This window comes from Methanoregula sp., assembly GCF_035543475.1.
Lineage (GTDB): Archaea > Halobacteriota > Methanomicrobia > Methanomicrobiales > Methanospirillaceae > Methanoregula.
On the sequence record NZ_DATKKA010000009.1, the window covers coordinates 20,316 to 47,154 of the forward strand.

Annotated in this window: 23 protein-coding genes; 7 read left to right on the forward strand and 16 right to left on the reverse strand. The window is 58.7% G+C overall.

Going from position 1 to position 26,839, the window contains the following annotated elements; all coding sequences use genetic code 11:
• Positions 1 to 124 precede the first annotated feature (124 nt).
• Together VMS83_RS03885 and VMS83_RS03890 are read left to right on the forward strand one after the other, a co-directional pair.
• The gene (locus tag VMS83_RS03885) at positions 125 to 1,042 is read left to right on the forward strand and encodes an ABC transporter ATP-binding protein (protein ID WP_325410065.1); all 918 of its coding nucleotides are present in this window, start codon (positions 125 to 127) and stop codon (positions 1,040 to 1,042) included.
• The gene (locus VMS83_RS03890; protein ID WP_325410067.1) at positions 1,042 to 1,785 is read left to right on the forward strand and encodes an ABC transporter permease; all 744 of its coding nucleotides are present in this window, start codon (positions 1,042 to 1,044) and stop codon (positions 1,783 to 1,785) included. Before VMS83_RS03885 ends, VMS83_RS03890 begins: the two co-directional genes overlap by 1 nt.
• A gap of 104 nt (positions 1,786 to 1,889) precedes the next feature.
• Here VMS83_RS03890 and VMS83_RS03895 read toward each other — a convergent pair whose 3' ends face one another.
• Positions 1,890 to 3,653 (reverse strand): MFS transporter, encoded by a 1,764-nt coding sequence (locus tag VMS83_RS03895; protein ID WP_325410069.1) that lies wholly within the window; start codon positions 3,651 to 3,653, stop codon positions 1,890 to 1,892.
• A gap of 172 nt (positions 3,654 to 3,825) precedes the next feature.
• Here VMS83_RS03895 and VMS83_RS03900 point away from each other — a divergent pair, with 172 nt between their 5' ends.
• The gene (locus tag VMS83_RS03900; protein WP_325410071.1) at positions 3,826 to 4,458 is read left to right on the forward strand and encodes a class I SAM-dependent methyltransferase; all 633 of its coding nucleotides are present in this window, start codon (positions 3,826 to 3,828) and stop codon (positions 4,456 to 4,458) included.
• Positions 4,459 to 4,710: 252 nt separating this feature from the next.
• On the opposite strand, the gene VMS83_RS03905 is transcribed toward VMS83_RS03900, so the two are convergent.
• The 8 genes from VMS83_RS03905 to VMS83_RS03940 all read right to left on the reverse strand — a co-directional run bounded on the left by VMS83_RS03905 (position 4,711) and on the right by VMS83_RS03940 (position 10,890).
• Positions 4,711 to 5,484, reverse strand: coding sequence for a DUF169 domain-containing protein (locus tag VMS83_RS03905; RefSeq protein WP_325410073.1), 774 nt, complete (start codon positions 5,482 to 5,484; stop codon positions 4,711 to 4,713).
• On the reverse strand, positions 5,481 to 6,320 hold the full coding sequence (locus VMS83_RS03910) for a DUF169 domain-containing protein (protein ID WP_325410075.1): 840 nt from the start codon (positions 6,318 to 6,320) through the stop codon (positions 5,481 to 5,483). Before VMS83_RS03910 ends, VMS83_RS03905 begins: the two co-directional genes overlap by 4 nt.
• 16 nt (positions 6,321 to 6,336) lie before the next feature.
• Positions 6,337 to 7,005 (reverse strand): flavodoxin family protein, encoded by a 669-nt coding sequence (locus tag VMS83_RS03915; RefSeq protein ID WP_325410076.1) that lies wholly within the window; start codon positions 7,003 to 7,005, stop codon positions 6,337 to 6,339.
• A gap of 123 nt (positions 7,006 to 7,128) precedes the next feature.
• Complete coding sequence (locus VMS83_RS03920) at positions 7,129 to 7,554, reverse strand: hypothetical protein (RefSeq protein ID WP_325410077.1); 426 nt, start codon at positions 7,552 to 7,554, stop codon at positions 7,129 to 7,131.
• A 184-nt stretch (positions 7,555 to 7,738) separates the two neighbouring features.
• Positions 7,739 to 8,269: a transcription elongation factor Spt5 gene (locus VMS83_RS03925; RefSeq protein WP_325410079.1), complete on the reverse strand. Its 531-nt coding sequence runs from the start codon at positions 8,267 to 8,269 to the stop codon at positions 7,739 to 7,741.
• A gap of 6 nt (positions 8,270 to 8,275) precedes the next feature.
• Entirely contained in the window at positions 8,276 to 8,482 is a 207-nt protein-coding gene (locus VMS83_RS03930; protein WP_325410081.1) for a protein translocase SEC61 complex subunit gamma, read from the reverse strand.
• Between the two features lie 6 nt (positions 8,483 to 8,488).
• Positions 8,489 to 9,580: a cell division protein FtsZ gene (gene ftsZ, locus VMS83_RS03935; RefSeq protein ID WP_325410083.1), complete on the reverse strand. Its 1,092-nt coding sequence runs from the start codon at positions 9,578 to 9,580 to the stop codon at positions 8,489 to 8,491.
• Positions 9,577 to 10,890 (reverse strand): D-aminoacyl-tRNA deacylase, encoded by a 1,314-nt coding sequence (locus VMS83_RS03940; protein WP_325410085.1) that lies wholly within the window; start codon positions 10,888 to 10,890, stop codon positions 9,577 to 9,579. Before VMS83_RS03940 ends, ftsZ begins: the two co-directional genes overlap by 4 nt.
• Before the next feature lie 99 nt (positions 10,891 to 10,989).
• On the opposite strand from VMS83_RS03940, the gene VMS83_RS03945 reads away from it, so the two are divergent.
• Together VMS83_RS03945 and VMS83_RS03950 are read left to right on the forward strand one after the other, a co-directional pair.
• The gene (locus VMS83_RS03945; RefSeq protein WP_325410087.1) at positions 10,990 to 11,166 is read left to right on the forward strand and encodes a hypothetical protein; all 177 of its coding nucleotides are present in this window, start codon (positions 10,990 to 10,992) and stop codon (positions 11,164 to 11,166) included.
• Between the two features lie 127 nt (positions 11,167 to 11,293).
• Complete coding sequence (locus VMS83_RS03950) at positions 11,294 to 13,027, forward strand: response regulator (RefSeq protein WP_325410089.1); 1,734 nt, start codon at positions 11,294 to 11,296, stop codon at positions 13,025 to 13,027.
• Between the two features lie 295 nt (positions 13,028 to 13,322).
• Here VMS83_RS03950 and VMS83_RS03955 read toward each other — a convergent pair whose 3' ends face one another.
• Both VMS83_RS03955 and VMS83_RS03960 read right to left on the reverse strand, forming a co-directional pair.
• Positions 13,323 to 14,825: a PKD domain-containing protein gene (locus VMS83_RS03955; protein ID WP_325410091.1), complete on the reverse strand. Its 1,503-nt coding sequence runs from the start codon at positions 14,823 to 14,825 to the stop codon at positions 13,323 to 13,325.
• Positions 14,826 to 14,945: 120 nt separating this feature from the next.
• A complete protein-coding gene (locus VMS83_RS03960; RefSeq protein ID WP_325410093.1) occupies positions 14,946 to 15,950 on the reverse strand; it encodes a mechanosensitive ion channel family protein in 1,005 nt (334 codons plus the stop codon).
• Positions 15,951 to 16,083: 133 nt separating this feature from the next.
• On the opposite strand from VMS83_RS03960, the gene ileS reads away from it, so the two are divergent.
• Positions 16,084 to 19,263, forward strand: coding sequence for an isoleucine--tRNA ligase (ileS, locus tag VMS83_RS03965; RefSeq protein WP_325410095.1), 3,180 nt, complete (start codon positions 16,084 to 16,086; stop codon positions 19,261 to 19,263).
• Positions 19,264 to 19,391: 128 nt separating this feature from the next.
• On the opposite strand, the gene VMS83_RS03970 is transcribed toward ileS, so the two are convergent.
• The 3 genes from VMS83_RS03970 to VMS83_RS03980 form a co-directional block, all read right to left on the reverse strand.
• On the reverse strand, positions 19,392 to 21,863 hold the full coding sequence (locus VMS83_RS03970; RefSeq protein WP_325410096.1) for a PAS domain S-box protein: 2,472 nt from the start codon (positions 21,861 to 21,863) through the stop codon (positions 19,392 to 19,394).
• Positions 21,864 to 22,072: 209 nt separating this feature from the next.
• Positions 22,073 to 22,804, reverse strand: a complete 732-nt coding sequence (locus VMS83_RS03975; RefSeq protein WP_325410098.1) for a tRNA(His) guanylyltransferase Thg1 family protein — start codon at positions 22,802 to 22,804, stop codon at positions 22,073 to 22,075.
• Positions 22,805 to 22,895: 91 nt separating this feature from the next.
• On the reverse strand, positions 22,896 to 23,165 hold the full coding sequence (locus VMS83_RS03980; protein WP_325410100.1) for a PRC-barrel domain-containing protein: 270 nt from the start codon (positions 23,163 to 23,165) through the stop codon (positions 22,896 to 22,898).
• Between the two features lie 53 nt (positions 23,166 to 23,218).
• Between VMS83_RS03980 and VMS83_RS03985 the strand changes: the two genes are divergently transcribed.
• Entirely contained in the window at positions 23,219 to 24,352 is a 1,134-nt protein-coding gene (locus VMS83_RS03985) for a CBS domain-containing protein (RefSeq protein ID WP_325410102.1), read from the forward strand.
• Positions 24,353 to 24,523: 171 nt separating this feature from the next.
• Here the strand turns inward: VMS83_RS03985 and VMS83_RS03990 are convergent, their stop codons facing one another.
• Positions 24,524 to 26,182: a radical SAM protein gene (locus tag VMS83_RS03990; RefSeq protein ID WP_325410104.1), complete on the reverse strand. Its 1,659-nt coding sequence runs from the start codon at positions 26,180 to 26,182 to the stop codon at positions 24,524 to 24,526.
• Positions 26,172 to 26,801, reverse strand: a complete 630-nt coding sequence (locus tag VMS83_RS03995) for a 6-hydroxymethylpterin diphosphokinase MptE-like protein (RefSeq protein WP_325410106.1) — start codon at positions 26,799 to 26,801, stop codon at positions 26,172 to 26,174. Before VMS83_RS03995 ends, VMS83_RS03990 begins: the two co-directional genes overlap by 11 nt.
• Positions 26,802 to 26,839 lie beyond the last annotated feature (38 nt).

Sequence of the window (26,839 nt, forward strand, 5' to 3'; positions counted from 1 at the left end):
ATCTGATCATCCCAGATGAAAGGGATTGACGGAGAACCAGGTTTACCTTTGCGGTACATCTCCCGCAAACAAAAAGATACCCTCATATGATCCCGCCCGGTAACAATTGTACAGGAAACCTTACATGGACATCATTGAGGCTGATCATCTCAGCAAGTCCTTTGATTCTTTTTCGGCTGTTGACGATGTCAGTATCTCCGTTAAAGAAGGGGAGATCTATGGTTTTCTGGGCCCGAACGGCGCCGGGAAGACCACCACCATCCGGATGCTGACCGGGGTCCTGACTCCGGATACCGGCGCTGCCCGTATCTGCGGGATTGATATCGGCAGGCACCCGCTCGAGGCCAAGCTCAAAATGGGGATCATTCCCGAGAACGGCACGGTCTATTCCGACCTCACCGCCGAACAGAACATCCTCTGGACGGCAAAGTTCTACGGCATGGACCGCACCTCCCGCAAAAAAAGGGCAGAGGATATCCTCGCCTATCTGGGACTTACCGAACGCAAGGATGATATTGTCCGCACCTTCTCCAAAGGGATGCGGCAGCGGATCAGTATCGCGTGCGCCATTGTCCCCTCGCCGCCGGTGCTCTTCCTAGACGAACCCACGGGCGGCCTGGACGTGTTCAGCCGCCGGCTCGTGCTCGATACAATCCGCCGGATGAACAACGAGGGAAGCACGGTCTTTCTGACCACGCACAACATCGAGGAAGCAAACGAGCTCTGCACGGTTATCAGCGTCATCAACAAGGGAAAGATCGTGGCAACGGGCAGCCCGGAGCGGCTTAAAAAGACGTTTGATACCGCAAAATACGTGGAGGTCGCGTTCGAGCAGCCGGTGAGAAGGGAGCTGCTCGAAGCGGGGGGAGCCTTCCGGGTGGAGCCCCACGGCGACAAGTGGCGGCTGTACACGGATGACGCTGATCCTGCCGTCAAATACCTCGCCGCTCTTGCCGAACGGGAACACCTCAAGATCATCTCGGTTGCGACCTCAAGCCCGACGCTCGAAGAGGCATTTGTCCAGCTCACCAGAGGTGCGTGATGGATCCCCGGCTCTTTGTACGGAGCGTCCTCCTTGTGGCCGAAAAAAACATGCGGATCTACTATTACAAGGGAGCGGTCGTGATCTTTGGTCTCCTCTTTCCCTTCCTCATGTTCCTGACCTTCTTTATCGGGCGCAACCTCGACCTCGTCCTCTTCTTCCCGGCGTTCCTGGGCATGATGCTCTTCTTCTCCTCCTCCTCAACCGGCCCGCTGATAACGCCGTGGGAGAAGCGGGAAAAGACCTACGAGCGCCTCCTCTCCCTGCCGGTGACACTGGAGAGCATCATCCTGGGCGACATCCTTGCCGGGGCGCTCTTTGGGATCGTGATCACCACGATTGTCTGGAGTGCGGGAACCCTCCTCCTCCACCTGCCTCTTGCCCATCCCCTGCTCCTCGCGGTTACGCTCGTCCTTGGCGGGTTTACCTTCGCAGCGCTCGGCACTCTCCTCTCATCCCCGGCCATGAGCAACCCCTCCAACGTGATGATGGTCTCCAACCTCATCCGCCTGCCCCTGATCTTTGTCTCGGGCATCTTCATCCCGCTCGCCCAGCTCGGGAGCTGGAGATGGACAAACGAGCTCTCCCCGCTCACCTACCTGGTCGACTTGTTCAACGGGGCGATCACCAACACCGGGGTCTACTCCCCGATCATGGATATTGCCGTCCTTGGGGTCGTCATCGTGGCATTCGTTATAGCGGCAAAACTGATCCAGCAGTACAACCTTTCAAAAGGGATTTAGGAGAGAGGGCCGGGTTAAACCCCCTTTTACCTCGGGGCGCATTCGTGTATTCTCCGGTGCGGCCGGAACCCGGTCGGGAGAGAGGATGAGGACCCGCGGGAGTGTCAGGTAATATCCACGGGCACTTCCTCAACAGGTTCCGGTCCTTCATCCGTATTCCCGCGCCCTGCCTGGTTCTCGTAGACAAAACGCGAGCCGGTCATGGAGGCAAGAACCGCCGCGATCACCGAGAGCAGGGCCCCGATGTAGAATGAGAGCCTCAGCGAGGGCATGAACGCATTCGCGAGCGTTGTCGGGAACCACGTGGTGCCAGTCAGGACCGCGACCGTTGCCGGGCTGATGGCGGCAACGGTTGCCTGGGGGAGGGCGGCAAGGATCGTGTGGACCGGGTTGTAACCGAGGAAAGCGGCAAAGAGGGCGCCGGTCGGCGGGATCGCGCTCATGGGAACGATCAGTTCCGGGGCTCCTGCAGTGGTCAGCGATGAGGCCAGTTCCGGCGGGAAGAGGTGGGTGAGGCTCACGATCACGATGGTAAAGAAGAGTGCCATCGAGACCACCATCCCGCTGTTCTGGAGCATCGACCGCATGCCCGAGGCCACGCCCCGGTCTTCGGGGGGAACCGAGTTCATGATGGACGCGATGTTGGGCGACCCGAACATGCCGTTTCCTATCCCCATGATGAGGAGAGCCACGGCAAAGACGGTATAGTCGAAGTCATAGGGCAGTGAGGCGAGGATGACAAACGAGAGAGCAATCAGGAGCAGGCCGGATGTGGCAAACCACCGGGCACCGTACTTGTCCGAGAGCCATCCGGAGAGCGGGCCCATGATCACGAAACCTGCCGTGAGCGGCAGCATGAAGATTCCGGCCCAAAAGGGGGTCGACTCATAGCTGTAGCCGTGAAGGGGGAGCCAGATGCCCTGCAGCATCAGGATCAGGATAAAAAACATGCCACCCCGGGCAAGGGCGCTCAGGAAGCCGGCGGCGTTCGCAAGCGAGAAGACCCGGATCTTAAAGAGGTTGAGCCGGAACATCGGGTCCTCGACCCTGCTCTCGATGATCGGGAACGCGGCTAACAGGAGGAGACCGGCGGCAATCGCCGCAATGACCCACGGGTTGCCCCAGCCCATCGGGTCGTTCCCGTAGGGAAGGAGCGCGTAGGTGATGCCGATGAGGAAGATCGTGAGCCCCGCGACGAAGGTGATGTTGCCCCAGATATCGATCTTCCGGGCCTTTTTGGGAAGCGGGGTCTCCCGGAGCTTGAGGTAGGCCCAGATTGTGCCCAGAACGCCGACCGGCACGCTCACCAAAAAGACGTACCGCCAGTTGTAGAACGCCAGGACACCGCCAAGGATCAGCCCCACGAACTGCCCCGACAGAAAGGAGATTGTGTTGAGTCCCAGCGCCTTGCCCCGCTCATCGGGAGGAAACGCGTCAGTCAGAATCGCTGCGCTGTTGGAGAAGGTAAACGAGGCGCCCACGCCCTGGACAAGACGGAAGATGATAATCTCAAGGGCGCCTGCGTTCCCCTTGTCCGGTGTAAGGAAGAGCAGGATGGACCCGAGGGTAAAGATCGCAAAGCCGAGATTGTAGAGCTTCACCCGCCCGTACATGTCCGAGAGCCGGCCGCAGGAGAGGAGAAGGGTGGCAGTAACGAGACTGTAGCCCATCAGCACCCAGATGAGGTACTGGAACGAGGTGAGCGGGTCGATATTGATCCCGTTGAAGATCGCAGGCAGCGAGATGAGCGTGATGCTCCCGTTCACGGAGACCATGAACATCTCGATGGTCGTGATCGAAAGGACGATCCACTTGTAGTCGATCCCCTTTTTTACGGCCCCGGCCTCCTGTGTCTGGGTGGTTTCCATGCGCTCTCCTCTCCCGGTCCTCTGTACAGGTGCCGGGAGATGTAAAATACAGTTTACAGGGTTGATCGTGGGGGGCTATAATGATTATAGTTCCCGCATAGGATGCAGAAATCTGCCGTGAGAGGAAACCTTGAAACCCCTCACGGTTAATCACTCCACAGAGGTGGGATGCATGAAATACGCTGATATCGACAGGATTTACCAGACCCTGCCCCTCGAAACAATTCCCTGGTACAGCGAGACTCCTCCCGATGCGCTGGTACAGCTGGTGCAGGAAGGCATTGTCCGGCCCTGCAGGGCCGTTGACCTGGGGTGCGGTGCCGGCAGCTATGCGATCTATCTTGCCGGTCTTGGGTTTGATGTCACGGGTGTGGACAGCTCCCCTGCCGCGATCCGGATCGCACAGGAGCATGCCAAAAAACAGGGGGTCCGGTGCAGATTTATTGTCGCAGATCTGCTCGGCGACCTGCATGAGGTGACCAGTACCTTTGACTTCGCCTATGACTGGGAACTCCTGCACCACATATTCCCGGAAGACCGGGAGACGTATATCAGGAATGTCCATAAAATCACCAGGCCGGGCGCCTTGTACTTCTCGGTCTGCTTCGATGAGAGCGACCCCCAGTTCGGCGGAACCGGCAAATACCGCACCACCCGGATCGGGACGACTCTCTATTTCTCTTCGGAGACCGAGATCCGGGACCTCACCTCCCCGTATTTTGACATCCGGGAGCTCAGGACCGTGGATATCCGGAGTAAATTCGGCCCCCACCGGGCCGTATACCTGCTGGCTATCCGCCGCTGAAATTAAAAAGGTCTCGTGAAATCATTGAGCCTCTTATTATGGCGCTCTTGGGGGCTCCGGCAATTCCTGCCTCCGCCCCCGCCACTGGGGCATCCCCCGGTTGCGATGATGCTGTATTATCTGTACAAAAATTTCCGAAGTCCACATGAATACCGGTAACAGGGGGTCATCGCACGCGTCCCCGCCCCCTGTGGGGGCAGGGCTGACGCAAAGGGGGGCTGCATATCCGGAAAAAGAAAAATCCCCCCGGCCCTACTTAACCAGATGGCGGGGGAAGGCGACCTGCGGCCGGCGGGTAATGAACGAAGCATCGAGATTTTCCACCATCCGGGCGGCCATCCCCGCGGGGATCCCGAGCGCCATCATCTCCGGCGGGAGGGAATGGTTCTGCGTGGGGTCCTGCGGGCCCATGAATGCCGTGTTTTTCGGGGTGTTTTCAGCGAGACCCGCCGGGAAGGTAATAAAAGTAGAGCAGGCAGAGCCCCACGGGACAATGACCGGCGAGAACGGGTCGTCCCGGTCGAAATGGATCAGGGCCGCCATGTTCCGGATCTGCTCGCCATTCCCGAAGATGCAGAGGGAGAGAACGTCGGGCATGGAGTCGGGGAGGGCATCGCATGCCTGCACGACAAGATACTTCCCCGGCGGGTGGATCGGCCCGGCAGCCACCGAGCAGCGGTCAACCAGCTCGGGACTTGCCTTCAAAAATTCCGCTGCCCCGCCGCGGACATCCTTCCTCCCGGTCGAGACGAAATATTTGATATCTGCCGGTACCGGGATGTATCCTGTGTGGAAGAGCCCGCCCATGCAGCAGCCTTCGGTTGCCCCATCACCGATATAGATCGCCGAGAGCTCACGCCCGGCCGCCATCCGGTACAGGGAGACCGCAAAACACCGGTTGATCCCTGCCATCGGGGGAATACCTGCAGGCAAAACATCCGTCCCGTACACGGCAAGGGGGCGCGTCTGGAGCCGGAATGCCGAGGTAAGTTTCGATCCGATCTCGCGGAAATCCGCTTGTTTCATGATATCACTCCTTTCTTCTCCTTTACCAGACCCTTCCAGATCGGGCCGTCGAAAACACCGTCCCGGGCCTCCTCCTCCATCTCACGGTAGAGCGAGTACGGCACCGCGAACGTGAACATGTTTTCCGGTATGGTCTTTCCCACGTTTTCCCGGGCTGCAAGGTCGGTGTACCCGAGCACGGCCCGGGGACACTCCTTTTTCGCCTCGTCGTACACGAAGGCCCCGATCTGCTGGCAGGCGGCCATAGGCGGGACCCGCACGGGATCCGTTCCCTCGCGGACAGCGCCCACGAGGGTAACAAGGCCGGTTACCTGGAGGGGATCGGCAAGGAACACCACGACCACCGGCCGTTCGCCGGGTTTTACTTTGCTTAAGGGAGTAAAGATCACGTACTTCTCGGCGATATCCGTGATCGGGAGGTCTGCGGTCATGAACCGCTTTGCCTTCTCTGTATCCCTGTGGAGGCGCTCGCCGTGGATGAACTTCTCGCGCTCCCGTTCAGGGATGTGCTGCAGGGTGGCGCAGTAGGCCTCCGGGTTTTTGCTGCTCTCCGCTCCTTTCACAAAGAAGGCGGACATAAAGTCCACTCCGGCGCCGCCGAAGGCATCGTAGTACCCGTTCCCGAAGCCGAGACCGGCCCGGGCACCGGGACAGCCATAGCTCTCCCGGTCGAATACGGCGGTCTTCCCTTTCATTGCCACTTGGGCAAAAAAGGGCATGATGCAGGCATGGCCGTGGGGCTTTATCTGGAGCGCCCCTTCGGGCTTTGTGTTGCTCCAGAGGATGGCCACGGGTTCGTGGGCAAGCCCGAGTTTTTCCGCGGTGAGGCTCTTCATGGCCGCTTCTCCCGGCTCACTTCATCCAGCCCATCTGTTCGTACCACTCGTATTCGTGTGCGAACCGGTCCTTGTTGAACTTGACCAGCTGGCAGAAGTACTCCCGCTTCTGCCGATGGATCTCGTCCTGTTCGGGATAGGTGATCTCGCCCCGGATAGCCTGTGCAAGCGTCTTTCCGAGCGTATGGGCGTCCCCTTCCGCTCTCCCGAGAGCCGAGGGATCACGGCCGATCGCCACGCCCACGCCGCCAACGGTGGATGCCCCGAGCGTGGAGAGTGCCTTGTTCATGTACCCCATCACCTCGTTCTCACCGGCACCGCCGGCGGTACAGACCGAGCACCCGAACTTGCCGGTAAACATCTGGCAGTGGATTGCGTCCGCCATCCGGTCAAAGAGCGCCTTCATGGGGGCCGGCACGCAATCGATGTAGTTGGGAGCCCCAAGAACGATCCCGTCAGCGTTCATCATCCGGTCAAAGAGGTCGGAGAAATCGTCCAGAAGCGTGCACTCGCCGGTGGCGTAGCAGGTCCCGCAGGCCGTGCAGTACTCGATGCGCAGCGTGTAGAGATCGATCAGTTCTGTTTCCGCTCCTTCTTCCTTGGCCCCTTCAAGAACTGCGTTTGTGAGCCGGAGGGTGTTGCTCTCCTTTCCGCGGGGGCTTGCGTTTATTCCAATGACTTTCATGGTTATCTGCTCCTGCAAAGAGGGGAATCAGAGGAGGACGCTAATAAACATATTGGCTTGCACCTGATGGACTCCGGTTTTAACAACGGGCCGGAGCAGGAAAAAGAGAGAGCCGACCGGGACCTACTGCCCGGCTGCGGTTGTCATCATGGCCATGGTCTGGTTACCATGGTGGAAACTCCCGGCCGGGAAGCCGAAGGCCGCCCGGAGCTGGTCCGGGGTCACACCGAGCTGGTTCGCTGCATCGGTGAAGTTGACCCGCTGCCCGTTGGTGGGCGTGAGGGCGTTTTTAAGGTCCTGCTCGGGAACACCGAGCTGGGCTGCAGCCGAGCTCATCAGGGTCTCGTTCGTTAAAAAGCCCTGCCCGGAGAACTGGTGACCCCCGTAACTCGCGTTGCCGGCATACGTACCGGCTGGCGTGACCTGCTGGTTGTCTGTGGCTGCAGGGGCGCTGCTGCCGGATTCCTGCGTGCATCCTGCCACGAGAACCCCGGCGAGCACCAGGGATACGGCAAGGAGCATGATAACGGATATCGTGATTGGCTTCATGGGTGGATATCTCCACAAAGGCACCCGGAGGGTGCCGTTGTAATGTATAGATTACATTTTGTAATATAAAATTGATGCGGTAACAACATCTTTCCCGGAACCAGAAGGGCCGGGGGAGCAACCGGAGGGAGATGGATACCGGTACATCTGTGGAAGGTGCAAGGAGATCGGGTATGAAAAAAGATTAGCGGTCGCTGACCTTGTCAACGACACGGACATTGTCGCCGCGGACCGTGATCGGGATGGGGACCACGCTCTCGTACAGTTCCACCGTGATCTCTTCCTTGGCGGAATCGACACGCTTGACCACGGCCTTCTCACCCTTGAACGGCCCTGCGATCAGCTCGACGATGGTGCCCTCATCGATACCGGAGACCACCGGCTTGGGGATCAGGAAGTGTCCGACCTCGGCAAGGGTGGTCTGGCCCTTGGCCACTGCACGGGCATGGGCGATCATCTCCACGAGCTGTTCGATCCGGTTGCGCTGCTCCGGGGTCTCCACCAGGACATACCCCTGGAGTTCGTTGGGGACTATGATCGAGGTGACCTTGATGTCGGTCGCCTTCGTCTCGATCGCCTTGAGGATATTGTCGGCAACGGTCCGTTCCTGCTTGGAGGTCGTCTTGATGGCAAAGATGCGGTTATTGAAGACCTCGGGGGCGGCAGGTGCCGCTGGCGCCGGCGATACGGGGGTAGGTTCTGCTGTCATGGCCATCAGGATCTAGAATCCCAGCAGTTTCTTGTGTTCGAAGAACAGGTAGATGATGAATCCAATCAGCCCGATGAGGAGGACCCCGGCCGCCGCTACGGTCGCGATCTTGGAGAACTCCTCCCGGGTGGGTGTGCGCGCGAGTTTCAGGACCCGGATGTACTTGCGGAATAACTCCTCGTGCACATCGACTTTGATATCTGGTTTCGATATTTCCATAACTACTCACTTGAGAAAATCAATCTCGTACTGTTTCTGTACTTTGGGGGTAAGCTTCTCATTGCGACCATATATTTGTGGCGACCGTACGCCCGTGACCACCAGGAGCGTCCGCATCTTGTTGGACATCGTCGGGTCGATCTGCGCACCCCAGATGATCCGGGCATTCTGGTCAACGCGCGAATAGACTTCCTGCACTACACCCTCGGCTTCCGCCATGGTCATGTCCGGGCCGCCGACCACGTTCACGAGCGCTGCGGTGGCGCCGGAGATATCCACGTCAAGGAGCGGTGAGCGGATCGCTTTCTTCACCGAATCTGCCGCTTTGTCCTCGCTGTCGCTCTCACCCATGCCAATCATGGCAACGCCGCCGCGCTCCATGACCGTGCGCACATCGGCAAAGTCGAGGTTCACGAGGCCTGGCATCGTTATCAGTTCCGTGATGCCCTTGACCGCCCGCATGAGCACCTCATCCGAGACCTTGAATGCTGCAGAGAGAGGGAGCTTGGGAACAACCTCGAGCAGGCGATCGTTGGGGACCACGATCACCGTATCCGCCACATCCCGGAGGCGTTCGAGGCCGGCCTCCGCGTTCTCCATCCGGATCGCACCCTCGGAGGCAAAAGGCAGGGTGACAACCGCGATGGTGAGCGCACCTTCTTCCCGGGCGGCTTTCGCCACCACGGGGGCGGAGCCCGTGCCGGTACCGCCACCGAGGCCGACCGTGATAAAGACCATGTCGCAACCGGAGACGATCGCCTTGATGTCCTGCTCGTTCTCGAGCGCCGCTTCCTCACCGATCTGCGGGATGGAGCCGGCGCCGAGGCCACGGGTCCGCTGGCGGCCGATCAGGACACGCTGGTCGGCATGGGTACGGATCAGGTGCTGGGCATCCGTGTTGATGGCCACGAGCTTTGCGCCATGGATACCCTCTTCCATCATGCGGGTGACGGTGTTGGATCCGCTGCCTCCGCAGCCGATCACGGTGATCTCCGTCTTGAGTTCGCTTAAGATCTGGTCCAGATCCTCGTTATTCTGCGAGGACGCTGCAGTCTCGTCTCTCGCTTTGGTAAGTGCCTCTTCAACAATAGACCTCATGAGTAGTTCTCCAGTCCCGGGATGTGGATTCTGGTCTCGGTAATGACGGATACCCGGTCGGGTGTAATCACCTGGCCCTCATACTCCACTGCCTGCCCTGCGGCAAGCTGGCGGTAGGCGGGCCCGGCCGGCACACCCAGTTCGCGCGCTTTTACGGGGTCGAACCGGACCCTTCTGATGACCAGGTAATCGTTTTCCGTCGCTGTGCTTTCCTTATTACGTAAGATTTTCACGCACAATGTATTTAAAGCATTTATTATTTCCGAAGAATTTTTACTTAATACCACGAATCGGGGGAGCAGCCGGTTGTCCTGCGTTGCAAGGTGGGCGACCGGCAGCAGGGAGAGACCAGCGACCAGCTCAGCCTCCCCGGTCTTTGCCGCTTCCGCCACGAGCACCGGATCGAGGGAAACGAGGGTGAGCGGACCGGTACCGGCAAGGGCATGGATATAGCAGCGGGTACCAGGTGCCACGGTCCCGGCCAGGTCCCGTATGGCACGGTAGGTCTCCCAGGGAAGCCGGCCAAGGGAGGCAAGCTCGCTCTCCGAGAGGCGCGGTATCCCAAGACTGTCGATGATGCCGGTAAGGCGTTCAAGGTCGCCCCGGTCCAGGGATTTTTTATCGATATACGCGGCCACCGCCCCGCACTGCCGGATCATCTGCTGCACCATCTCCCGGTCAATGTCCGCAACCTGGCGCCGGGAGCTCGCGATGTGGCCGAATGCCCCCCGGGTTGAAAGTGCGATCTCCGTCTCCCGCACCGCGTAGTGCGTCCCCCCAAACCCCACGAGGGGGACAGCATCGGGAAGGGGAACGGCATCCAGCACCGCCTCCGCGACAGCCCGCCCGGCTGCCGGGTCAGCCCACTCCCGCTCGGTGCTCCCGATCTCGACAAAGAACGAAGGGTGGGAGAGCCCGGTCGGGCCGTGGTGGGTGACCTCGTACGAGATCCGGTAGCCTTCGGGACAGTGCCGGGCAAGCGCCCGCAGGGTTGCCTGCATCATGGCAGGCGCTGATGGCGCAAGCACCCGGGAGATCCCGCCCAGCTGCGCCTCGCCAAAATTCCCGGTGGCGTGGACGGTGAGGACCGGCACCGGGTTGACACTCGAGTGCCGCGAAAGGAAGATCACGAGATCACAGTCGATGGCTGCGTCGACACCCTCCGCGTGGATAAGCCGGCCACCAACCTCGAAAAAATCGTAGATCCTACCGTTTTTCCGGCCCGGATCTTCGGCAAGGCACTGTTCGATATGGTGCCTGATGGTACAACCCGCCCGGTCCTCGCGGGAGTTGATCAGCGCAACCTTCATGATCATACCGTAGGCTGTATCTCACAAAAAGCCTCTCGCTCTCTGCCTGGACCGTTCCGGGAAATACTATTGAGGCATGAGCGACCACCCCTCAGGTACATGGACGAAAAGACGATCGAAACGGCATTTGCACACGAGAAGATCGTGAAAGTGATCCCCTGCGAGCAGGCATTTGCAGTTGCCGAAAAATACGGCATAAAAAAGGATGAACTCAGCGCATACTGTAACACGCATGGGATCAAGATCCGGGCCTGCCAGCTGGGCTGTTTCAAATAATACCCTGCCCGTTTTTCCCGCACGGGATGGGGCACCGTCAGGTAAAATCTCCCCGTCTGAATACATAAATTAAATAATTTATTTAATATGGACAACCAGTATCTGGATACATACCGGGGGAATTTTCATGGCACAGACTATCTCCCTTCTCTGCATCGATGACGAACCCCTGTTCCTGGACGCCTTCAAGGCCCGGCTCGAACAGGAAAAAGACCTGGCGATCACGACGACCATGTCCGCCGCCGACGCACTGGACCTGCTTAACCGCCAGTATTTCGATGTGATCGTCTCCGACTACTCGATGCCCGATATGGACGGGCTTGTCCTCCTTAAGGAGATCCGGGCGCGGGGCGGGCAGTCGATCTTTGTCATGGCCACGGCAAAGAGGCTGGCCCATATCGCACGCGATGCCCTCAATTCGGGGGCTGATTACTACCTCCAGAAAGGTGCCGATATGGCAGGCGAAGTCGCACGCCTGGTCGATTTTATCCGGGTCCGGGTCCCGCAGAAGAACGCCGAGTACGAGCTGATCGCCTGGGCCCGGTTCTACAACTCAATTGTGGACAGCGGTGCAGATCTCGTGGCGAGGATCAAAGCGGACGGATCTTTCACCTTTGGTAACGAGCGCTGTGTCCACCTGTACAAGAAGCCCTACCGCCAGCTGGTCAAAGAGAACTATTTTGCCTTTATTCCCGACAGCGAGCGCGGCGAGATCCTTTCCCGCCTCCAGGCACTCACCCCGGAGAAGCCGGACTGCCTCCTCCAGCACCGGGTTATTGCCGGAGACGGGAGGAGTGTCCTCCTCGAATGGGCATACCATGGCTTCTTTTCCCCTGCCGGCGCGATCCAGGAGTACCAGGTAGGCGGCAGGGATACCTCGGGCCTGATACGGATTGGCGCCGGAGCCCCGACTGCTGCAGAAGAAGCGGGTGCAGCCGCAACAGACGGGGAGCACGTCAGCGCACCCGCGGAAAAGGCTGAGGAATGGAGCGACCTGATGGCTACCCTCCAGTCGCTCGATGCTCCGGTCTTTGCAATCGACACAAAAGGCGTAATCATTGCCTGGAGCGCAAAGCTCGCCCAGCTGACCGGCGTACCCGCGGCCGAGATGATCGGCAAGGGCGGCCAGGAGTACGCGGTTCCCTTCTATGGCAAGCCGGGACCCATGCTGATAGACAACGTGATCCGGGCACCTGGAAGCAGGACGGACCGGATTATCCCCCCGGCCCAAAAGGTGGGGGATACCTATATCGGCGAAAAGGAGCACGTGGCAATCCGGGGCAGGCCCATGATCCTGCAGGCCAAGTGCTCGCCGCTCCAGGACGCAACCGGCCAGGTGATCGCAGCAATCGAGGCGATCACGGTGAGCGAGGAAGAGGCGCAGGCCCCCGGCGGTGCCAGGACAGAAGAATATCTCGGGGGAATCTCGAGCCTGACCCTGAAGACGGCAACCGAGGGAGTAAGCGGTGCGATCGCCGGTGCAATCGGGTCTGCTATGGGCGGGTTCGGGATCTATGCCACCTCCCGCAGGCTCTTTATTATCCGGAACCCGGACCTTGATGTCAGCGGGCCGCAGGGAGGAGTCCAGTTCGGCACGTTCATCATGGACGAACTCTTCGGGACATCTTCCGATACCAGCCAGAAAACTCTCGGCGAGCTCGAAAGCCTCCGGGTCTTCGAGGCTGATAGGGAAGACCTGGCAAAGATCGTCCTGAAAAAGCCGGTCCTCCTCTCGGGGTACCTCGATATCCGGAAAACGGACGGGACAAGCTTCCGTATGTATATCGATCACAAGAAAGCGTATACCTATATCGAAAACCTGCTGAAGATGTTTGCCCCGGACATTCTCAGCTTCGAATAACCCGAAAAATCCTTTTTTTAGTGAGGGTAAAAGTCACATGCCGGCTTTCCTTGTTGACCCTGCCGGTTGATCACAGCCGGGGCTCGGCCATCTTCCCTAGTGCCTGCCGCGGCCCTTTGCGCCCAATAACGGACCCCTTGAACCGCCATACGCACAGGTTTGCCCGGAAGGGGGGATATCATGGACCGGCACGCAACCGGCCTCCGGCATCTCGTACGCGCCGGTTACCCGGCCGCAGAAAGCAGCACGGAGGGGGAATGCCTCCGATATGCCGGCCTTCGGGAAAAATGTCGTTTTATGTCACCAGCACGTACGTGAACAGGTAAAATCCGATGAGCGGGAGGAAGAGGAGAAGATAGAGCGGGCGGTTCCATCTCCACACCGCAAGCCCGTCCATCGTTTCGATGGGGATCAGGCTGTACACTGCAGTGACCAGGTTAATGCTGAAGCCGATCCCACCGGCAACCGCAAAGACCCCGCCCCACGTGATCAGGTACAGGAACAGGAACATCAGGGCAAGGCTTACCAGGGGGCCGGCAACACTCTCCACACCCGCTTCCCGGGTTTCCTCCTCATCTTCCTCCCTCTTCACCAGATTCCGGTACGACTGGGCAAAGGCATTCCCGTACAGCCACGCGGTCACAAACATGATCACAGTCCCCAGGCCCCAGAACCGGGTATCTGCATCATGGCCGTGCCGGGTTGCAAAATAGCGGTGGGCCATATCGTGGAGTACAACGGAGAGAGCACCAACGGCGATATAGATCAGGACCATCTGCAGCGTGAGCGCGGCCCTGTCCGCGAGGAGGAACGCGAGCGCGATCATGATCACCGCCGCTTCAATAACCAGCACTTCCGTTGCTGAAAAGCCAAGGAAATGCTGCTCTGTCCTGCGGGCCTCGAGCCTCCGGAGCTCTATCTCCTTGTCATTCAGTTTCTCCACCGCGTGGCCACCTGCAAGATCTGCAAAGAATTTTGCCACTTTCGGGACAAACTGGGCGAGGGCACTGATGTTTGCAATAACAAACTGGATCAGGACAATCGCAAGGCTCGTGAGCATCGCGGCCACTGCCATGAACTGCTGGGGGATGAGCCCCGCGGTCGGCAGGTTCTTTTCCGTTGTACCGCGTGCCTCCCGGATCAGATCCACAAATCCCTTGGGTTGCTCCCCGGAAATGCCGGTCTGGTTGGCCGGGACCACCGGGGGCGGCGGACTCACCCGGAGGAGGTCCGGACGGCTGACTGAGGCCTCCCCATAGGGATTCCAGACATGCAGGTGCACCGTATAATTGCCGGGAGCAGAGTACACGTGCACCGGGTTTTCCCCGGAGGACGAACTGCCGTCACCGAAATCCCATGACCAGTTAGTGGGCACGTTCGTTGACGTATCGGCAAAGGATATGGCCAGTGGCGCAGTTCCGCCGGATACGTTGGTGGTGAAGTCCGGTACCGGGGGATCACCCACGCCAATATATGCCACCCGGGTCAGGGTGTCCGAGCCATACTGGTTGGTGACGGTCAGCCGGACGGTATATTCCCCAAGGGAAAGGTAGGTGTGCGAAGGATTCTCCATGGTGGACGTTGAGCCGTCACCGAAGTCCCAGAGATAGGTACGGGGCGTCCCCCCGTACGAAGTGTCGGCAAAACTGACGGTGAACGGTGCACTGCCGTAGCGTGTGCTGGTAAAAAAATTCGCGGTAACGGTATTAGTGACCGTGATGTATCCCTGGCCGGAGACCGGGCCCACACAACCGAGGATAACAAGGACCGCGAGCAGAAAGAGGATACGTTTTGTCATCAGGCACTGACCTCCCCAGAGTGGATCAACCACATCTTTATTTTTTGGATCTTATGTTTTCTGCGGTATGTATGGGCCGCTCACAGTACAGCAGTTCTGACAGGATGAAAAAGAGGGGATTCAGAGGAGCGGGATGTTTTCAGTTTTAAACCGCTCAACCACCTGTACGTTCAGGTAGTCCCGGATCACATCGTCATACATGAAACCCCGGGCATACACGGTAACGATAAAGGTCATGGCGGATTTTTCCACTTTCTGCAGGTAGATGGTGGGGGCTGGATCTGATTCAAGCATATCGCTGCGGGCCTGCACTGCGTCTGCGGTTACCATTCCCAAGACCTTTTTCACCCTCGCGATCTCCACGGACGCCGGTACCGTTATCGGGATCTGGATCCGTACCTGGGGATTTGGCTGTGAGTAGTTATGGACGACACTTGTGACGATCTTCGTGTTGGGGATGGTGACAATGTCCTTGTCAAGGGTAAGGATGCGGGTGCTCCGGGGCCCGATTTTGATGACATCGCCAACCACATCGTTGATCAGGACGCGTTCCCCTACCTGGAAGGGCTGGTCGGTGATGATCACGGCCCCCCCGAAAAAATTGGAGAATATATCCTGGGCCGCAAGCGCGATGGCAATACCCGCGATGCCGGCACCGGCAAGCAGCGGGGTAATATTGACATTGAAGAGCGAGAGGATGTACATCAGCCCGATGAACCAGATCAGATATCTTCCGATCTTCTGGAGGATCTCGATGATCCGGTCGTCAAGCTCAGACTCTGTCTTCTGTGCCAGCGTCATCCCGTAGGTCTGGAGGAGATCGTTTGCGAAGGTTGCAGTCACCCATGTACCAATCAGGATATAGAGGGAGATCAATAACCTCGGATCTGCAAGCCACGAGTCCTGGGGGAAGAGTGCGATTGCCTGCTGCAGTGCCAGGATGAACGGGATAAAGAACCCGAGGAGGGTAACCGGGGAGGCAAGGGAATGGACGATGAGGTCGTCAAATTTTGTCTCGGTCAGCTCGACTTTCCTTTTGAGGAAGGCAAAAAAGAAATGAATGGCTGTTGCGGCTATGACACCTGCGGCCAGGTAAGCAACAATGAGTGTATACACGTTGTCCATGGATCCTCCGTACTAAGGTTCACACGCGGGATATTTTCAGGTTTTCTTTTGAGATCACGATAATTACTTTGTGCCATAATGCCAACACTGGTATACATACCGGCGTTCATCCGGAGACCAGTAGAGGGATTTTGTGAAGGAAGTCACCGCGAACTTTTCTGCAAAGGATATTGAGCGCAGAGTCCAGGACTCCTGGCGCACCAACGGGACCTACCGGGCGGTAAAGGATCTCCGTGGTGCCGGCAAGGCCTTCTTCTTTGTGGACGGGCCGCCGTATACTACCGGCCAGATCCACCTGGGAACCGCGTGGAACAAGATCATCAAGGACGCGCTCCTCCGGTTCCACCGGATGAACGGCAGGAACGTGATCGATCGCGCGGGCTACGATATGCACGGCCTCCCTATCGAGGTCAAGGTCGAACAGGCACTCGGGTTTGCCTCAAAAAAGGATATCGAGACGTTCGGGATCGAACAGTTCATCGGGAAGTGCCGGGAGTTCGCGGTAAAGAACAAGAAACTGATGGATGCCCAGTTCGAAAACCTCGGGGTCTGGCTGGATTTCCCGGGCGCGTACCAGACGATCACCCCGGGATACGTCGAAGCGGCATGGTGGACGCTTGCCCGGGCCCAGGAGAAAGGGATGCTGGAACGCGGGCACCGGGTCGTGAACTGGTGCCCCCGGTGCGAGACGGCGATCGCGGACGCCGAGGTCGAGTACTGGGACGAGACTGACCCCTCTGTTTTCGTGAAGTTCCCCCTGAAAGAAAAAGAGAACGAGTACCTCGTGATCTGGACAACGACCCCGTGGACGCTCCCGGCAAACGTTGCGGTGGCGGTCTCGCGGGACTTTGCGTACGCAAAGGTCCGGGCCGAAAAAGACGGGCACACTGAAACCCTCTGGATGGCTGAACCGCTGGTAAAATCGGTGCTCAAGAAAGGGCGGTACCAGAAATACGATGTGCTGGAGACAAAAAAAGGCGCAGAGATGGTGGGCTGGGAGTACGACTCCCCGCTCCGGGACTGTGTGCCACTCCAGCGTGAGATTGCCCACCGTGTCGTGGAGGCGGACTTCGTGGCGCTGGAGAACACCGGTATGGTGCATATCGCACCCGGCCATGGCTGGGACGACTATGTGCTCGGGACAAAGGAGAAACTCGCAATTGTCTGCCCGGTAGACGGGGCAGGAAAGTTCCGGCCCGAGGCCGGGGCATTTGCCGGAAAGGTGGTCCGGGACTCCAATGGCGAGGTGCTGGAGGCCCTGGGCAGCCACCTGCTCGCCACCGAAAAAATTGTCCACCGGTACGGCCACTGCTGGCGCTGCAAGACCCCGATCATCTTCCGGGCTACCTCGCAGTGGTTCCTGAAGGCATCGGAGATCCGCGACCTCATGCTCTCTGAGGTGGAGAAGGTCACGTGGTATCCCGAGTGGGCGGGCAGCGCCCGGTTCTACGACTGGATCAAGGAGGCCCGCGACTGGTGCATCTCCCGGCAGCGTTACTGGGGTATCCCGATCCCGGTCTGGGTCTGCGAAAAGTGCGACACGTACCGGGTCATTGGTACGATCGCCGATCTCGAAAAGGCGAGTGGCGTGGCGGTGCCCGATCCCCACCGCCCGTTCGTGGACAAGGTGACAATCCCGTGCACCTGTGGCGGTACGATGCACCGGGTCGGGGACATTTTTGATGTCTGGTTCGATTCCGCGGTTGCCTCGTGGGCAACGCTGGGGTTCCCGAAAGAGACCGCAGAGTTTGAAAAACTCTGGCCGGCTGACTTCATCACCGAGGGCCAGGACCAGACACGGGGCTGGTTCTACTCACAGCTGGGCGCGAGCACTATCGCATTTGGGAAGGCGCCGTACAAGAGCGTCTGCATGCACGGCTTTGCCCTTGATGCCGAGGGAAAGAAGATGTCAAAGAGCCTCGGGAACGTGGTGACGCCCGAGGAAGTGATCGCAAAAGTGGGCGTGGACGTGCTCCGGTTCTACGTGCTCTCCTCCTCGGCCCCGTGGGATGACCTTAAGTTCAACTGGGACGGGGTGGCGACCGTCAACCGTGCGATAAACATCCTCTGGAACGTGTACCGGTTCCCAATCCCGTACATGGTCCTTGACCAGTACGAACCGCAGTCACCGGAGGGAGTCTGGGACGGGGCGTTTGTTGCTGCCCGGCTCCGCGAGCTCCCGGACGAGGATCGCTGGATCATCTCCCGGATCAACTCGGTTGCCGGCATCGTGGATACAGCCACAAAGGAGTGCCAGCTCCACCGGGCAACCCGGGAACTGCAGAACTTCATCCTCGAGGACCTCTCGCGCTGGTACGTCCAGCTCGTGCGGCCCCGGATGTGGCTCGAGGGCGAGTCGCAGGAGAAACTCTTCGCCTACGAGACTATCTACTACGTGATGCGCCGGCTCATGGGCCTCATGGCACCCTTCTGCCCCCATATTACCGAGGAGATCTATGGCAATATCCGGTGCAGAAACGATCCGGCAAGCGTGCACATGCTCGACTGGCAGGCCTGTGATGACCGGCTGGTGAACGCAGAGCTGGAGCACGCGATGGAGCTTGTGCGCTCGTTTGACGATGCGGTGCAGAACGCCCGTCAGGCAGGAAAGAGGAAACTGCGCTGGCCGGTGGACGAGGTCGTTGTCGTCACGGAGAAAACCGGGGTAAAGGACGCCCTTGCCCGGCTCAATGATGTCTGTAAGGACCGGGCCAATGCCCGCAAAGTCACGGTCGTGATGGGCCGGTGGGACCGGATCGGCTGGCACGCGGAGCCGGTGATGAAGGCGCTCGGGAAAGGGTTTGGCAAGAACTCCTTTACGGTAAAGGGCTTGATCGAAGCCGCGGACGGGAACGCCATCAGGGTCGCAGTCGAGGGCGGGCGGACTTTTACCCTCACGAGCGGCACCGCGACGTTTGAAATCGGGGCCGACCACGTCACGTTCACCGAGAAACTCCCGGCGGATATCTTCTCGGCCCCCATGGAAGACGCGACCGTGTATGTGGACGTGGCGCTCACGCCCGATCTCGAGGCCGAAGGCTATGCCCGCGAGGTGATCCGCCGGATCCAGGAGATGCGCCGGCAGCTCGATCTCGCGGTCGAGGACTTTATTGCAGCCGACGTGGCTATTGCCGATGAGCGCATCTGCGGGCTCCTTTCCACCGGCTGGAAGGCAGGGATCGCAGATGAGGTCCGGGCAAAGGACCTGTCCCTCCGGCGGGATGGCGAGGGTAGCACGCCCGTGCACCAGCTGGCAAAGGACTGGGATGTCGAGGGTGTTGCAATGACGATCGGCATCTCGAAAGCGGCGTGAAAATACCGTCAATTTTTTTATTCGTGAGATTGCCGGACGCCAGTTGCTGCTCCGGAGTGCGTTTGCCTGCGGGGACCGGGCATTTCCCGCAATCCGTTTGCCTGCTCTTTGCGGTACACAGGATACCGTTACTTTGTTGTCACGGTCGTGACAAAACGCCAGTACCCCACCGGGATCCGGAGCTCGAAACGGGCACCTGTCCCGTATATGCCGTTTTCTTCAATGGTTATGCCGGTAATGGCGAGAATCTCTGCAGTCAGGAATAATCCCATGCCCGTATTCTTTCCGACGCCCCGTTCGAAGATCTCGCGTTTGAATGCGGGTTCAACGCCCACACCGTCGTCTTCAAAAACGAGAGAGAGTTCCTTATCGGAAACAACTGAATATACTGATATGGAGGTAATTTTCTCGCCGTATCTCACTGCATTATCGATAAGGTTATAAAATACTTTTTCGAGGAGGGGATCTGCATAGATCTCGATATTCTCAAACTCGTAGTGAAACGTGATCCCGGAATGTGCAAAGTTTTGGGCCGTCCGGGTGATCAGGTCATGGACATCCTGCCATTGCGGCAGGTGGACACCGACTTCCTGGTACTCCCGTGTGAAAGAGATCTGGCGCTGGATGACAAGAGTCAGATCCCGGATATCGTTGAGCAGCTCCACCCCTTCCTGAGGGAGGCCTCTGGATTTCAGCATGTCAATACTCCCGAGCAGCCCGGTAATGGCGTTGATGATGTCATGACGGGTAATCTGGTTCATCAGGTTCAGTTTCTTATTGGCAATTTCAATGGCATCTTCGGCTTTCTTTCGTTCGGAGATATCACGGAGGATACCGTAAATCCCGACCGGTTTTCCTGATTCGTCCAGCCGGAGCGAGCTTTTCTCCTCGAACCAGTGGGAGGTGCCCCATTTGTCGACGAGCCGGAACCGGGAATTAAACTGGGCTCCGTTTTTAATTTCCCGGGAAAAATTGCTCTCTATCTCTGCAACATCTGCCGGGTGGATGAACACGCGGAACGGTTTCCCCACCACGTCTTCCTCAAGGAAACCGTATTGGTTGATCTGCGGTGAGGCATAGGTAATAATCCCGTTCATATCCGTAGAGTAGAGTATGTCGGGTGTATTTTCTGTGAGAGCCCGGTATTTTTCCTCGCTCTCCCGGAGCGCCTCTTCGAGTTTCACCCGTTCGGTAACATCGATCACGCTGCCACGGAACCCGGCTGCGGAACCGTTACGGAATATGGCCGAGGTATAAATGATGGCGCTCATGATAGTCCCGTCAAGCTTTTTTAAGTGGTAAATTTCGCCGGAAGACTTTGCACCGGATAAGATGTAAGCCAGTCCCTTGTGCATGCGTTCGATTTCCTCAGGGACAAGGTAATCGCGGACCCCCGTCCCCCTCCGGATTCTTTCCGGGGTGATACCGAATACCTCCTGGCCGGCGCGGTTAACATAGGAAAGAGATCCCTGCAGGTCCATCTCAAAAATCGTCTGGGGGAGGAGTTCGGCAAGGTCACGGAACCGCTCCTCGCTATGAACCAGGCCCTCATGGAATTTTTCGATGGTCTCAAGCATATGGTTCATCTCCCCGGCCAGATCGGAAAACTCGTCGGTACCTCCAATACGTATCCGCCGCGAGAGATTGGTCTCCCGGTCAATATCATGCACTTGGCGGCTCAACGCATGGACCCGGGAGAGGACGAGGCGGTTGAGGAGGAGGAGCATCACAATGCCAAAAAGGAGCCCGGCCCCGAGGACGATGAGAACGTACTGGAGAGTTGTTGATAATCCCTGCTGGTAAATATCCCGGGGTTCCTGGATCTCGAGAGCCATGACACCCCTCCTGTTTACATCCCTGATGAGCGCGTATCCCGCAATCTCACTGCTGTTTAAGGGGGTGACAACGAAACCGCTCTGGTTCTCACCCGGTGAGAGGGACATGAGGAACTCCCGGGGAAATGCGGGGGAGTCGGACGGGATAAAAGAAAGGTCCGGCTTTGTCAGTTTGGCAAGCTCGGCCACCTCTGCTGAGCCAAGGTACCTCCCCATAATGACCACTCCCGTAGGGGTCCCGGAAAAATCTGAATGGATAATGGGGCGGGATGCAACGATAAAGGGTTTTTTGTCCAGTATCAGGACACCTGTCGTTGTCGCCATAGGATCGGTCATGTTAAGCAGGGGATTCGATGGTGTCAGCTCTGTGCCAAGGCTTTCCGGGACGGGAATCATGGTATTGTTACTGAGGTCATAGAGGCCGGCGTAGACAATGTCGCCGCTCGTGTTGGTCATGACGATAAGGTTGACCCTCAGGTTGGTGTAGGCTGCCGGCAGAAGGTTCGTGGAGACGTAATCGGGTTTTTCCCCGTTGACAAAGGCATACGTGTCGTCCCAGGGCGCCCAGTCGGAAACGATCGAGGTTAGGGAGATATATTCGTCATTGAGCCTGTTTACGGCCTGGTTGACATCCTGCACCACGTACCGCTGTTCCAGGGCATTATAACTGGCCATCGAGACAAATGAGACAAAAATACTGATTATGGCAAGGAGGACAATGAAAAGGATCACGATGATAAGGCTTGTCTTTTCCTGGAGTTTCATGGATATCGGCGGATATGTTCCCGATTACGGCTGATCTGATAAATATCATTCTATATGATCGCCAGTCCCCGGCACTCTATAAAATCCCCTGGCGGGTCCGGAACAGGAGCGGTCATCAGACCTTCCGGTTCTCGTGGTGAGGTTCCGTCTAGTGGTGCAGGTATCAGGAAAAGAGGGATTTAAACGCGGGACAATGACGAAAAATTTTCTCATTCCCCGGAGATCAGTGCCCTCAGGAATGCCTGCCCTTCCGGGGTTGAAAAGAGCGGGAGCTCACGGTCTTCCGTAACCCTGCTCCGGGAGACGGTCACATGCTCCTTTGTCACCGGGTTGAACCCCTCTTTCTCCACCTCTTTTTTGCAGACCAGGATTCCCCGGCGCTGCCAGGCCGGGGTTTTTGCAAGATTCACCCCGCGTTTGTGCATCATCTCGTGGAGCTCCTGCGCCGGCATCCCTTTGAGCCGGGCCGCTGCATCGGCAGCATCCATTCCTTCCGTGATCAGGGCCTGCTGGCAGTAGGCATTGAGGTGGTTGCGCCACGCTTCGTCCTGCCGGCCGGTCATGTACGCGATCGCGGTCTCCGGGGTTGCCTGGACGATCCGTGAGTCGAAGGCAAGCGGTTCGTCCGCGTCGAGGGCGATGGTCAGGGCGCTTGCCGCATACGAGGCAGCCACCGAATCGATCTTCTCCACCCGGCCCGAGAAGGGGAGCATAGTGAAGTACAGGCTGATCTCGTCCGAGAAGGTATAGGCAAAGACCGGTGCAAGGCCGCTCTCGGCCACAAGCACCCGGCAGGCTGCCACCATCGCTGCAGAAAAGCGGTCGTCAAACGGCCGGGCAAACCCGTACTTCTTTGTCAGCCCGTGGAACGCCCGGCCATCGAGCCGGACAAAGACCGGGGGGATCGTAGCAAGATTAGCAAAGATCTCGAAGTTATCCATGGAACACCCCTTATGATTGCGGGAGAGAAAACAAAACGGCGGGGGTTCCCGCACCGCCCGGAGAAATTCACCGGAATAAAAAAAATCCGACTTATTCTTCCTCGAGTGTCCCGGATCCGGCAAAGGCGCCCGGCAGGTGGCGGATGAGCACGATATCGTCGATGGCGCTGATGATCCGGTACGGGATCTTGAGCCCCTTGTAGTTCTTGAGCTCGAAGAGCTGGTCGTTGACCTTACCCACGACGAGCGCTTCGATCTTCTTTGAGTCCACGTCAATGACTACATCGTCGACCTCGCCGATGTACATGCCCTTGTCCGTGTAGATCGCAAGCCCGAATAAGTCCGTAATCTGGGTTTCCATCGTTATCAGATGAAAGTATATACCATATGGGTTAAAAAGATAATCCATACTTTATGGATGGATCTCTTCGGATCGGGCGGCTTTTCGGGATCCCGATCCTGCTCCACTACACCTTCCTGCTCATCATCCCGCTCTTTGCGTTTATCATCGGCAGCCAGATCGATGCTACTGTCGATATGCTCCAGCAGATCTTCGGGATCGCCATCGATAAAAGTCTCATCACTGCAGGGTTCTTGCCTTGGATCCTCGGGACGGTCGTTGCCCTTGGTCTCTTTTTCGGGGTGCTCGTCCACGAGCTCGCCCATTCCCTCGTGGCCCGCTCCAAGGGCATAAAGATGCAGAGCATCACGCTTTTGATGTTCGGCGGTGTTGCCCAGATGGACGAAGGGATACCGGAGCCCCGTACGGAGCTGCCCATGGCGCTCGCCGGGCCGCTCATGAGCCTTATCTTCGGCCTGTTCTGCTGCGGTCTCGTGTACGTCACACCGGAGATGACCCCGGACCCCGCCCTGCAGGGTGTGCTCGTTTTCCTCTTCGGGTACCTGGGCGTCCTCAACGTCATCCTCTTCGCTTTCAACCTGATCCCTGCCTTCCCCATGGACGGCGGCCGGGTGCTCCGGGCTGTGCTCGCCACGCGGATGCCACTCGACCGGGCCACCCGGATCGCGGCCAACGTCGGCAAGGCATTTGCAGTGATCTTCGGGATCATCGGGTTGTATTTCTTCTCGCCGTTCCTGATCCTGATCGCCCTCTTTGTTTATATCGGGGCGAGCCTGGAATCGACCGCTGTCCAGTACAATGTCCTTTTACGGGACGTGACCGTGGGCGAGATGATGAGCAGCCCGGTCATCACGGTGCCCTCAAACATGCCGCTTACCAAAGTGGTGGAGATGATGTATACAAGCAAGCACCTCGGGTTTCCCGTCACCGAGCGCGACACGCTGGTGGGCATGCTGACACTTGCTGACGTGAACCGGACCTCACCTATCGACCGTGAGGCGATGCAGGTAAAAGACGTGATGACCCGTGATGTGATTACCCTCCCGCCCACGGGCTCGGTGATCGATGCCCTCCGCCTTATGTCCACCCGGAACATCGGCCGGATCCCGATCGTGCACGAGGACCGGATCGTCGGGATCGTGACCCGCACCGATATCCTGAAAGTGACCGAGCTCAAAAAAATATGAGAGCTAAAAATCGCATCACCGTTGTTCTTTTTTCTGATCTGTTGAAATCCCGGATGGATGATGGGCGCTCTTGGGGGCTGCCGTGCCCCGCAAGGGGTCCTGAGGCGGGGAGCCATCGCTACATTCTCATGAGTCACTGTTCTGCCGCCAGCATCGCCGACGGAAAATTCCTCAAACCTCCAAAAACCGGTCCAGCGGCGAGCTTCCTGCGATCTTTGTAAATGCCGCCACATCGGCAAACGGCCTCTTTGCCATCACGGCAGCCACCCGTTTCTTTCCCACGCCGGGCATCCAGCGGAGGACGGAGGCCGGCATCGTGTTGACGTTGAGCGGGAGCGGAAGCGCAGTGATCGAACGCATGCCCCAGTCTACGACGACCGTATCAACCACAGTCCGGACAGGGAGATTTGCCGGTATCCCGGCGAGAATCGGGTACGAGCCCGGCTGCCGGCCAAACGAGAGTTCCCCGGAAATTTCTATCCGCACATCACGGAGGATGGTCCCGACCGGGTACACCCGCTGGAGCATGGGGAGATCGATCTTCTGCCGCACAAACTCCTTGAATGCCTTGAACCGCCGCTCGTTCCTGCCGAGGGTATTGTCCGTGTATGCCGGCGTCCCTTCAAAGGGCATCACCTGCCGGATGTTGACGCGCCGGACCACGAGGCCGGCTGCGAGAACCCGGGTGAGGAACTGTTCATTTGCATCGTAGGTCCCCGGTGTCTCCCCCGCAAGCCCGCAGACAAAGTTGAGGCCGGGGAGCAGCTCCGGGATCCCGTCCCGTCGTACCCCCCCGACCTCGTTCGTGATCTCTATTGCCCGGAAGACCTCGTCCGGCTGTGCCTTGAGGTTGTTTGCCGCGATCACTGCGGGGTCAGCGGTCTCCATCCCGAACGCGGCCACGTCCCCGGGCGTATGGTACCGGATGATTGCGGCGAGGGCCTCCCGGCTCTTCTCTTCGTGCCGGGCAATCGTAGCCGGGTTCGTGTTGTCGATGTGGAGGGTTTTGAGATTGGGTGCCGATGTTCGGATCGCGGAGAAGAGCGCCTCAAGGAGATCCGGCCGGGGGGCGGGATACTCTCCTTCCCCCGCTCCATAGGCAAGAATATCGGGCTGCCGGCCCACCCGGAAGTGCAGTGCACCATGGGAAGCAAGCGCCGCAACCTCGGAGGCGACACCGGCTACTGAGCGGTACCGGGGCCGGCCGTAGAACGGCTCAGTGCAAAAGGAGCAGCCGCCGGTCGCCCCATGGGAGCAGCCACGGGCGGTCTCCAGCTCGCACATCACGAACGGGAAGTCCGGGTGTTGTGCGATGATGCCGGCGCCTGCCACACTCCACGGATCTGTCAGCGTATAATCAAAGACCCCGGTCGGATCTCCCCCGGCAAGATACCGGTCAAGCGCCACAGCCGGATCCCCTTGGAGCAGTGCATCAAAACCGGCGATTACCTGCCGGACGGCTTTCTTCCCTCCTTCACCGGCGTACCCGAAACCGATGGGCCCGCCGATCAGTTTTTTTGGCCCACGCAGCTGGTGGCCCACCTGCTGGATCTCGGTAAGCGTGGCGGGTGTGCCTCCGAGATACTTGCCCGGCACCGTGACTCCCGCAATCATGACCAGCAGGCCGGCCCGGTCCATTGCATCGAAGAGTTGCGGGTCGTTCCTGAGCTGGTCGATGGTAATGTACCGGACAAAAAAACCATGAGCGCTGAGGGCCCCTGCAACCGTCCGGATATAGGGCGAGAGGTACGGCGGGACCCCGAGGCATGCAGGTTCGTCCACGTACCCGTCAAGGATAACGGCTGTCGGCTTCCGGGTATCAGAGGTCATGGCCGATCAGGGCAAGCAGTTTCTTTGCCCACTGGAGTTTTCCCCTTTTCACCGGGTCAACGTTTTTGTCATCGAGATCGAAGCCGATAAGCGTGATCGTTTTTGCCCCGAGAGCATCGGCCGCAAAGACCGCCCGGTCCCCATCGGAAAAGCCACCGAAGTTATGGACGTGTTCGAGCGGGGTGCTCTGCGTGGTGGCGACAAGAGGGCCGGGCAGTCTCTTTACCCAGTGCTGCAGGAGCGGGATGTTGTCGCCGTGGGCATGCACCACCACAATGGTCCCCGCCCGGTTCATCTCAATGAGATGATCGGTTGCGCCGTCAAGGTCGGTGAATACTGCATCCGGCCGGATGCCGCGGGCAAAAAGGACATCGGCAGCGGCATCAGCGGCGAAAACCACGCTGCCGGGCGTGATACGGGTGAGATCCCGGGCAAGGCAGGGGGCGTTTCCGCAGACCACCACGTCACGGCCTTGTACCAGCATTGAGAGCGCTAAAAGATCATCGCGGGTACCGACAAGATCGGCAAGCAGCCGGGCAGCCCGCTCGTCGTCCTCCCGGGAGAATCCGAAGTACGCGAGGATCTCGCGGTAATGCGGTTCCCACGCGGAGAACTTCATACCTCACCGGCACCCGGCCGCTGGAGAGGGGCGGGGTA